This is a genomic window from Ruegeria sp. CF8, assembly GCF_056537285.1.
Genome location: NZ_JBQFRG010000005.1, coordinates 377,110 through 387,043 on the forward strand (window position 1 = coordinate 377,110; position 9,934 = coordinate 387,043).

General features: G+C 56.5%; 8 protein-coding genes. 3 read left to right on the top strand and 5 right to left on the bottom strand.

The genetic code is table 11. The features are described 5' to 3' along the window. Window positions 1-58: 58 nt before the first annotated feature. From ACR0EV_RS14300 to ACR0EV_RS14310, 3 genes are all read right to left on the bottom strand, one after another. Window positions 59-1,522 (bottom strand): AMP nucleosidase, encoded by a 1,464-nt coding sequence (locus tag ACR0EV_RS14300; protein ID WP_480800698.1) that lies wholly within the window; start codon window positions 1,520-1,522, stop codon window positions 59-61. Beyond that, on the bottom strand, window positions 1,519-3,321 hold the full coding sequence (gene ade / locus ACR0EV_RS14305) for an adenine deaminase (RefSeq protein WP_480800699.1): 1,803 nt from the start codon (window positions 3,319-3,321) through the stop codon (window positions 1,519-1,521). The genes ACR0EV_RS14300 and ade overlap by 4 nt, the downstream gene beginning before the upstream one ends. A gap of 164 nt (window positions 3,322-3,485) precedes the next feature. Continuing rightward, on the bottom strand, window positions 3,486-4,355 hold the full coding sequence (locus tag ACR0EV_RS14310; RefSeq protein ID WP_480800700.1) for a LysR family transcriptional regulator: 870 nt from the start codon (window positions 4,353-4,355) through the stop codon (window positions 3,486-3,488). A gap of 114 nt (window positions 4,356-4,469) precedes the next feature. Between ACR0EV_RS14310 and ACR0EV_RS14315 the strand changes: the two genes are divergently transcribed. Both ACR0EV_RS14315 and ACR0EV_RS14320 read left to right on the top strand, forming a co-directional pair. After that, window positions 4,470-5,225: a class II aldolase and adducin N-terminal domain-containing protein gene (locus ACR0EV_RS14315; protein WP_480800701.1), complete on the top strand. Its 756-nt coding sequence runs from the start codon at window positions 4,470-4,472 to the stop codon at window positions 5,223-5,225. 23 nt (window positions 5,226-5,248) lie between these two features. Then, window positions 5,249-6,238 (top strand): sterol desaturase family protein, encoded by a 990-nt coding sequence (locus ACR0EV_RS14320; protein WP_480800702.1) that lies wholly within the window; start codon window positions 5,249-5,251, stop codon window positions 6,236-6,238. Window positions 6,239-6,262: 24 nt separating this feature from the next. Here ACR0EV_RS14320 and ACR0EV_RS14325 read toward each other — a convergent pair whose 3' ends face one another. Then, complete coding sequence (locus ACR0EV_RS14325; protein WP_480800703.1) at window positions 6,263-6,895, bottom strand: class I SAM-dependent DNA methyltransferase; 633 nt, start codon at window positions 6,893-6,895, stop codon at window positions 6,263-6,265. Window positions 6,896-6,983: 88 nt separating this feature from the next. Here ACR0EV_RS14325 and ACR0EV_RS14330 point away from each other — a divergent pair, with 88 nt between their 5' ends. Beyond that, complete coding sequence (locus ACR0EV_RS14330; RefSeq protein ID WP_480800704.1) at window positions 6,984-7,829, top strand: SDR family oxidoreductase; 846 nt, start codon at window positions 6,984-6,986, stop codon at window positions 7,827-7,829. A 4-nt stretch (window positions 7,830-7,833) separates the two neighbouring features. Here ACR0EV_RS14330 and ACR0EV_RS14335 read toward each other — a convergent pair whose 3' ends face one another. Continuing rightward, window positions 7,834-9,453, bottom strand: coding sequence for a GMC family oxidoreductase (locus tag ACR0EV_RS14335; protein WP_480800705.1), 1,620 nt, complete (start codon window positions 9,451-9,453; stop codon window positions 7,834-7,836). Window positions 9,454-9,934: the final 481 nt, after the last annotated feature.

Consider the following 9,934-nt stretch of genomic DNA (forward strand, 5'->3'; position numbering starts at 1 on the left):
ACAACGAATAGTAGCGCTGAAACCCCTAAAAATATGAGGAAAACGTTGCTTTTTTGCGTCAGAGGAAGGCAGTTTCGTCAAACGAACGCAATTTCCGGCTGTGTAACCGCTCCAGCGGCATGCCGCGCAAGTGTTCCATTGCCTTGATACCGATGGCCAGGTGACGGCTGACCTGCGTGGTATAAAAGGACGATGCCATACCGGGCAGTTTCAATTCACCGTGCAACGGCTTGTCCGAAACGCACAGCAAAGTGCCGTAGGGTACGCGGAAGCGATAGCCGTTTGCAGCAATGGTCGCGCTTTCCATATCCAGCGCAATTGCACGCGATTGACTGAGGCGTTGGACCGGACCGGTTTGATCGCGCAATTCCCAGTTGCGATTATCAACCGAGGCCACGGTTCCTGTCCGCATGATCCGTTTCAGTTCATACCCTTCCAACTCGGTCACTTCAGCCACGGCGCGTTCCAGCGCCACCTGAACCTCGGCAAGCGGAGGAATCGGCACCCAGACCGGTAAATCGTCATCCAGAACCTTGTCATCACGCAGATAGGCATGGGCCAGTACAAAGTCGCCTAAGGCTTGCGTGTTACGCAACCCGGCGCAATGGCCAACCATCAACCAGGCATGAGGGCGCAGAACGGCGATATGGTCTGTTGCGGTTTTTGCGTTGGACGGGCCAACGCCGATATTCACCAGAGTGATCCCCAAACCGTCTTCCCGCTTGAGATGATAGGTCGGCATCTGCGGAAGTTTCAGCGGTTGTTCAATGGCCGCTTCGGGATCCGTAATCTCGGCATTTCCGGTTGAGACAAAGCTGGTATAGCCGCTGGCGGGGTCTGCCAATTGCTCGCGGGCGTAGTTTTCGAACTCTGAGACATAGAACTGATAGTTCGTGAACAGCACATGGTTCTGGAAGTGGCTTGCATCGGTCGCCGTGTAATGCGCCAGACGGGCCAGCGAATAATCCACGCGCTGGGCGGTAAACAGCGACAGGGGCCCAACGACATCCTCGTGATCATGCACACCGTTGACGATATCGTCGTTGGTTGTGCTCAGATCCGGTACGTCAAACACATCGCGCAGGGTAAACGCGGCCGCACCCTGATGTGGCACAACCAGATCAGAATTGTTTGCCACTGCGAAATGCACCGGGATGGGCGTGTCCGAGGCCGCAATCGTGACCGGCTGGCCGTGATTCCTGATCAGCAAAGCAATCTGTTGGGTCAGGTAAGACCGGAACAGATCGGGCCGTGTCACGGTGGTGGCATGCACGCCGGGCTCAGAGACATGCCCAAAGCTCAGGCGGCTGTCGACCTGCGCATAGGTGGATGTTCGGATGCGAATTTCGGGGTAATAGGCTCTGTACCGCGCGGATGGTGCCCCTTCTTGCATCGCCTTGGAAAAGCTGTCGCACAGGAACTCGGTGGCTTGTGTGTACAGCTCTTCCAGACGGGCAACAGCGGCTGCCGGATCGGTGAATTGCTCTGGCGCTTGTGATTCAGGGGTCAAAAGTGTTGTCATGCCAAAGGTTCCAAAAGGTCGATTTTTTCAAAGGTACGCACGTCCACCAGCCCCAGGTCCGATATTCTGAGTTCGGGGATCACGACCAGCGCCAGTAGTGAGTGCTGCATATACGCGTTGTTCAGTTGACAGCCGCAGTCCTGCATGGCTTGCACCATCCTATCGGCTTTGGCTGCGACCTCGGCGGCGGGGCTGTCGGACATCAGGCCAGCGATGGGCAATTCCACCAAAGCCAGTTCCTGCCCGTCTCGGAACAGGGTGATGCCACCGCCCACTTCGGCCAGACGGTTGGCGGCCAAAGCCATCTGTTCCCGGTCCGTGCCAACAACGATCATGTGGTGACTGTCGTGCGCCACGGTCGAGGCCATCGCCATCTTGCCCTGATATCCAAAGCCCGAGACGAAAGCATTGGTCACACCACCCGTAGCCCGATGCCGCTCGACCAAAGCGATCTGACAGACGTCGCCTTCGCTTTCAACCAGCCCGCCAATGATCGGCAGTTCAGCTTTCAACGCTTTGGTCGGGGCCTGGTTTTCCACCACACCGATGACATTGGCCCGCACCCGGTTCGCGCCGTCCGGTGCCTTGATTTCAAAATCGGCCGAGCTCAGATCGTGCCCTAAATGAACGGTGTTGCGTGCCTTTTCGGGCCAGTCCAAATGCGGGCAATCCACTGCAATCTTACCGTTTTCAGCGACCACTTTCCCACGGGCGATCACTGTCTCGATCGGCAGGCTCGTCAGGTCCGAGCTGAGAAGGATGTCTGCCCTGCGCCCCGGTGTCACGGACCCGATATCGCGTTCCAGCCCAAAATGCGACGCTGTATTGATCGTTGCCATTTGCAAGGCGATCAGAGGGTCACATCCACAGGCAATGGCGTGGCGTACGACACGGTTCATATGCCCGTCATTGACCAATGTGCCCGAGTGGCAATCGTCGGTGCACAGAATGAAGTTACGCGGATCCAGCCCTTTTTCGGTCACGGCGGTGATCTGGCTTTGGACATCGTACCAGGCCGAGCCCAAGCGCATCATCGACCGCATTCCCTGCCGGACCCTTGCGATTGCGTCGGCTTCGCAGGTGCCTTCGTGATCATCCGCTGGTCCACCGGCCACATAGGCTGCAAAATCAGACCCTAAATCAGGCGAAGCGTAATGTCCGCCCACGGTTTTACCTGCCCGTTGCGTGGCTGCAATCTCGGCCAGCATCTTGGGGTCGCCATGGATCACGCCGGGAAAATTCATCATTTCACCCAGCCCGATGATACCGGGCCAGTTCATGGCTTCCGTCACATCTTCGGGCGTGATTTCATAACCGGTCGTTTCCAGCCCCGGCGCAGATGGCGCGCAGGACGGCATCTGGGTGAAGATATTGACCGGCTGCATCATGGCTTCGTCATGCATCATGCGCACACCGTCCAGACCAAGCACGTTAGCGATCTCATGCGGATCGGTGAACATGCTGGTCGTACCGTGCGGGATGACCGCGCGTGCGAATTCGGCAGGGGTGAGCATACCAGATTCGATGTGCATATGCGCGTCGCACAGACCGGGCAGAATATAACGACCACGCGCTTCGATGATCTGTGTTTCCGGGCCAATGCAATGCGAGGCGTCAGACCCGACAAAAGCAATCCGCCCGGCTGCAATCGCAACCGAATGATCCGGCAACAGTTCGCGTGTATGTACGTTTACCCAGATTCCGCCCTGAATTACGGTGTCGGCGGCGTCGCGTCCGGCGGCAACTGCGATCAATTTGGGGGCGACGTCGGGCCAGCTGGGGAAGGGTGTGTATTCCATGGCTCAACTTTCACGAATGCGCCAGCGTGTGCAACCCCGGTTCTGCGCTGTCACAAACAGATCATAAATTCCTGTTTGGCCTGCATCCACTTGCAGCGCGCCCATGCCGCCCGGCCATTGGACAGGTGCGCACTGGCCTTGGACAAAGGCGAAAGCTTGCCGGTTTACGTGGCTGACCCAATCTCGCGCCGAATCCAATTCGCAAAGGCCACAGCTCCGGGCGTGTCCTCGGCCTGCGGGGACAACAGCAGATAATATGCCTCGGGCATCGGCGCGCGATGTTCAAACGGCGCGACAAGCTGCCTGCGTTCGATCAGGTGGTGTGCAATGGCGTCATGGGCCAGGCACAGGCCCCCACCTGCCATAGCTGCAGAAAGGCAAACCAGATAGGTTGTTGCATAGGTAATCGACGGGTTTCCCCATGTTAGACCCTGTTCTTCTGCCCAGCTTGACCAATTGGACAGCAGATTGGAGCAATCGAACAATGGCTTTTCCTGAAGATCGTCCAGACTCACCTGATATCCTGGGGCACAGACCGGATAATAGTGTTCTGTGCGCAGCATCTCGGTCCGGGTGGTGTCCGATGGCCGCAACGAGAAACGAATCTCAACCGCTGCGCCTTCGGCCATCTCTCGTGGTTCCCAGAGTTCAGTGAAGATATTTAACTGTACATCAGGATGCTCGGCCTGAAACATCGGCAGGCGTGGGGCCAGCCAATTGACGGCAAAGCTGATGTTGCATTGCACTTGAATCGCGTTTGGCTGCGCACCGGTGACAGCCTGTGTGCCGCGCATAAGCGTCCGAAACGCTTCTCGGACCACTGGCAAATAGGTGATTCCGGCTTCGGTCAGTTCTAACGCCTTGGGGCGGCGCAAGAATAAGGGCTGCCCCAGATGACCTTCCAGCGATTTGATCTGCTGACTGACGGCACTTTGCGTCATGTTCAGATCCCGTGCTGCGCCGGTGAAAGACAGATGCCGTGCTGCGGCCTCAAACGTGCGCAGCCAGCCCAGCGGAGGCAGTTTGTTCTGCATCGACATAACCTCGGCATAAGTTCAACTAATGGGATAGCTTTGTTTTTTTCGTTGGTCAAACGCGCAAGTCAAATGCAGGCTTTATCCAAGGTCAGCCGCAACAGGAGCCGCCGCATGAGTGTTACCAACCTTCGCCCCAATATCGATCACTGGTCCGAGCGTGTGGATATGGCTGCCGCGTTCCGCTGGACCGCGCGGCTGAATATGCACGAGGCTGTCGCCAATCATTTCAGCCTTGCAGTGAACGAGGACGGCACGCAATTCCTTATGAACCCCAATCAGGCGCATTTCTCGCGCATCCGCGCGTCAGACTTGCTGCTGCTGGATGCCAACGATCCTGATGTGATGTCCCAACCCGGTGCACCGGATCCCACCGCATGGGGATTGCATGGATCAATCCATCGCCACTGTCCGCACGCGCGTTGTGTCATGCATGTGCATTCGATCTTTGCGACTGTTCTGGCCTCGTTGGCCGACAGCACCTTGCCACCGATCGATCAGAACACGGCAACTTTTTACAATCGCTACGTGATTGACCAAGAGTTCGGCGGGCTGGCTTTTGAAAGCGAAGGCGAACGTTGTGCCGGGATGCTGACCGACCCGAAGAAAAAGGTCATGATCATGGGCAATCACGGCGTTCTGATCATCGGCAGCGATCCTGCGGATACGTTCAACAGGCTGTATTACTTCGAGCGTGCGGCCGAGACGTATATCCGCGCGTTGCAAACGGGCCTGCCTTTGCGCGTGTTGTCGGATGAGATTGCCGAGAAAACCGCACAAGAGCTGGACGACTACCCCGACCAAGCCGAAGCCCACCTGCGTGAGATCAAGGCGATTCTCGATGTAGAGGAATCGGACTACGCAACCTGACTGCACATTCCAGAGAGAGCATCATGACGGATATCGCCCCGGATCCCGAAACCGCCCGCTGGCACTATCACCCCGAAGGTCCCGTAGGCCTGAACCCGCTGTTCAGCTGGCCACCGCGTCCCGCAGCCGTGTTGAAATGGTACAGCGGCGCTTGGTTGCAGATCACGTCCCTGACCTTGTGCATGGTTCTGGCAATAATTGCCTATGCCTTCTTTTTCCCTGGATTAGAGACGATGCAGAGCTTTGCGCCCGGTTGGATGTTCCGGATCTGGCTGTTGAACATGGTGCCGCAAATCGTGGTGGCCGGGGGGCTGCATTGGTGGCTTTACATGCGCAAAGGGCAGGGCATGTATAAGAAGTTCGACCGGCGGGATCTGACGAGGAACAACGGAACGTTTACCTTCCGCAATCAGGTTTGGGATAATATCTGGTGGACGCTGGGCAGCGCCATGACGGTTGCCACCGTTTACCAGTGGATCATCTACTGGGCGATGGCCAATGGCTGGGCGCCGACGATCACGTGGGCTGAAGCTCCGGTTTGGTTTGTTGTGTGGATGATGTTCATTCCGATGTGGTCCGGTTTGCACTTCTACTGGGTGCACCGGCTTGAGCATCACCCAAAGCTCTACAAACACGTCCACGCCGTGCATCACCGCAATGTCAATATCGGACCATGGTCTGGGATTTCGAACCACTGGTATGAAAACCTGCTGTATTTCACCACCTACTTCATCCACCTGATTGTGCCGTCTCATCCGCTGCATCTGTTGTTTCACAGCTCGTTTCAGCAGATCAGCCCGGTTCTGTCCCATTCAGGGTTCGAGAAACTGAAAGCTGGCGAGACCGAAGCCGCACGGGCCGGTGATTTCTTCCACCAGCTTCATCACAGGTATTTCGAGTGCAACTACGGCACGTCCGAAATCCCGTTCGACAAATGGTTCGGCACCTATCACGACGGCTCGGCCGAGGCGACGACACGCACGCGCGCGTACAAAAAGCAGATGTATACCTGATGATTTCGGCCTAATTTCCTTGGTTTAAACCCGTTCAAACAAAGCAATGAACGCCGTGTCGTCTTTGTTGGGGCCAGCAGCAAGATCGCCATAGATACGAACTTCGGGCAGGGTCAGATTTCGAATCTGACCCTGTTCCAATTGGCCTAATTTTTCTGCGAAACCCAATTTTTCGAAATGACGGGCATTGATCGAAAGGGCGAACTGCGCGCCGGGCCGTGCGACACGCAACAGCGCGGGAAAGACCTCGGGGCCAAGATGGCCATGGGTAAAAGTCCCGGATGAGACGATGCCGGAATAGCTTTCACGCGGTACCGGAATGCCTTGGGTCAGGTCTGCTTCGATCGCGTCGCGGTAGATATCCTTGCGCATGGCCTGATCCAGCATTTCCGCGCTGATATCGGTCGCATCAATTGGCCCGACGCCCAGCCCGGACAACACTGCGCCGCACAGACCTGTGCCTGCGCCAACATCCAGAACCGGGCCCTGACCGCCCGCACTCACAAATGCCCGCGCTGTATGGGTGTGAAGCTGGTAATCTTCGCGCGCGGCGAAACCGTCATCATAATCCCCGGCCCACTCCGCATAGAGGCGTTTGTGTTCATTGGGAGAGTTCAGCGCATAGGCCGAATGCAAATCGGGTTTCTTGTCGCTCATACCCAACAGAAAGCCGCATCCAAAGATTCGATTCAAGTGCGTCCATGCAGCGCTTGCATCCCGATGCACTGAGGCCCATCAAAGGGGCATGACACAGACGCTTTTCTCATTTGGCCATGGTTATTCCGCACAGGCCCTGTCTCGACATATTGCTCCGGAAGGCTGGCGCATTCTTGGCACCACACGTGACAGCGAAGGCATGGAAGCTATCCGCGACTCGGGTGCGGAGCCGTTGGTTTGGCCTGGGCAGGAACCGAACCTTGATGGGGTGACGCATCTGTTGATTTCGACCGCCCCGAATGCAGAAGGCGATCCGGTTTTGGCGGCGCTGGGTGAGGAAATCGCGCGCCGCGCGGCTCAATTCACGTGGGTTGGGTACTTGTCGACAACTGCCGTTTATGGCGATCATCAGGGCGGGTGGGTTGATGAAGACACGCCTCCGGCTCCAACCGCCAAACGCGGTAAATGGCGCATGTTGGCCGAGCAGCAATGGTCATCTATTCCTGGCCTGCCGGTGCACATCTTCCGGTTGGCTGGCATCTATGGCCCCGGCCGAGGTCCCTTTTCCAAGCTGAAACGCGGTGGGTTGCGGCGTATCATAAAACCAGGGCAGGTGTTTTCGCGCATTCACGTGGATGACATCGCGCAAATCCTTGAAGCCTCGATGACCAAGCCCAACCCGGGTCGCGTCTATAATGTGTGTGACGATGAACCCGTCCCACCACAGGACGTCATTGGTTACGCTGCTGAGTTGCAAGGTCTTCCCCTTCCGCCGGCGGTCTCCTTTGAAGAGGCCGACCTGACGCCAATGGCGCGCAGCTTCTATAATGAAAACAAGCGTGTGCGGAACAACCGGATCAAGGACGAGCTGGGCGTGACTTTGATCTATCCTAATTACAGGGTCGGGTTAGACGCTTTGATGAAAGGCCAGTAGCACCTCAACCCGCTGCTGCCTTGATCATGTCCGCCGCTTTTTCCGCAATCATAATGGTTGGCGCGTTTGTATTGCCAGACACTAGTGTTGGCATGACCGACGCGTCGACAACACGCAGCCCTTCGATTCCATGTACCCGTAGTTCGGGATCCACCACAGCCATCGGGTCGCGCCCCATTTTGCAGGTGCCGACAGGGTGATAAATTGTATCGGCGCGGGCGCGGATGTGCTTTTCCCAATCCGCGTCGGTTTGGGCGCTATCTGTTCCGAACATCTCTTTGTGTCGGTATTTCGCCAAAGCGGGCGCTTCGAGGATGTCCCGTGTCATACGCGCGCCTTTGATCATAGTCTCAATATCTCTGTCGTCCGAAAGAAAGGCCGGGTCGATGTTGGGTGTGTCCATCGGGTCAGCACTGCGCAGCCCGACTGTTCCGCGGCTGTCCGGGCGCAACTTGCAGATATGGCAACCATATCCGTATCCGTAGTGCAGTTTGCGAGCGTGATCATCAACCATTGCGATTGTGAAATGCAGCTGAATATCCGGGCGCTCCAGATCCGGACTGGTTTTCAGAAAAGCCGCGCCTTCGGCAAACGGGGTGGCAGCCATGGATACACCTGTCTTGCACCACCTGCGAATATGCCCAAGCAGTCGGGCGGCCCCAACAGGACCTATGCCGAATGTGTTTGTGTCTTTGCTGCGGTATGTGAGAATGAAGTCCAGATGGTCTTGCAGGTTTTGCCCTACGCCCGGCAACTCATGACGTATGGCGATTCCGTGCGGTTTCAGATCAGCTATCGCACCTATGCCGGATAGCTGTAACAGTTGCGGCGACTTCAACGCACCCGCGCACAGCAAGACTTCGCGCGTGGCGGTCACTGTGAAATCTGCGCCTTTGCCTTTTTTCTGATAGGTCACTCCGCTGGCACGTCTTCCTTCGAACGTCAGCTCTTTGACATGGGCATGAGTGATGACGGTCAGGTTGGGGCGGTTCAGTGCAGGAAACAGATACGCCGCCGCTGCAGAGCATCGCTCGCCATTCTTTGCCGGATCGTGGAACTGCGTGACCTGATATAGTCCAACGCCTTCATTATCACCGCGATTGAAGTCGTCTGTGCTGCGGTGTTGCAATTGCTCAGCGGCTTCAACAAAGGCGCGGGTTACAGGGCGCGGTTCTTTTTGGTGCGAGACATGCAGAGGCCCGCTATCGCCATGCATGTCATCTGCGCCTTGCTCGTTACTCTCAGCGCGTTTGAAATAGGGCAGTACGCTGGTCCAATCCCACCCTTCGCACCCAAGGTCCGCCCATCCATCATAGTCTTGTCGTTGACCCCGGATATAAAGCATCGCATTGATCGCGCTTGAACCGCCCAGGGCCTTACCACGTGGTTGATAACCCTTGCGTCCATTCAAACCGGGCTGCGGAACGGTCTCGAAGGCCCAGTTGTTAATTCGAGGCCGCCCCGGCAAAGCTGCAACAACAGCGGACGGTACCCTGACAACCATGCCATCGCCGCGACCTCCAGCCTCAAGCACACACACCCGTATGCTGGGATCTTCGCTGAGGCGATGTGCCAGTACAGATCCCGCGGAACCTCCGCCAACGATGACATAGTCGAACTGCAATTCTGTGCTCCCAGCTTCTTTCAGCGGTAACCGCTGGGTCTTTGTCGCCCTGATCTAGCGGTTTTGGGAACACTGCGGGATTTTAGTAAAAAAACAATTATAACCCCAAGTCAGTTACCAAGGTCTTTAAGTTGTTATTCCAATATTCGACCGATGCAGACCAGGGCTCGCAATGGCTTTTGGGGTTCCGATGATCCTCTGCGCACCGAGATTCCGCCTCTGAGGTTCGTTTCGCCTGGTTTCTCAGGTTTCCTGAGCGCTCAAAGTACATCTGCGAGATTGATTTATTAACGTAATATGTTGATTTAATTAATGAACTGAAGAAAACGATGGGAAATGTGAAGTTTTTTCAAAATGGGGGTTGCAGGTCCCAGACCTAATCCGTAAATACCCCTTCACCGGCGCTGCTGAGGCGGTTGTTGGGACGCTGCGGCAGCGGCGGAGACACATCGGAGAGACGGTGGGCATCTTGGGAATGAGT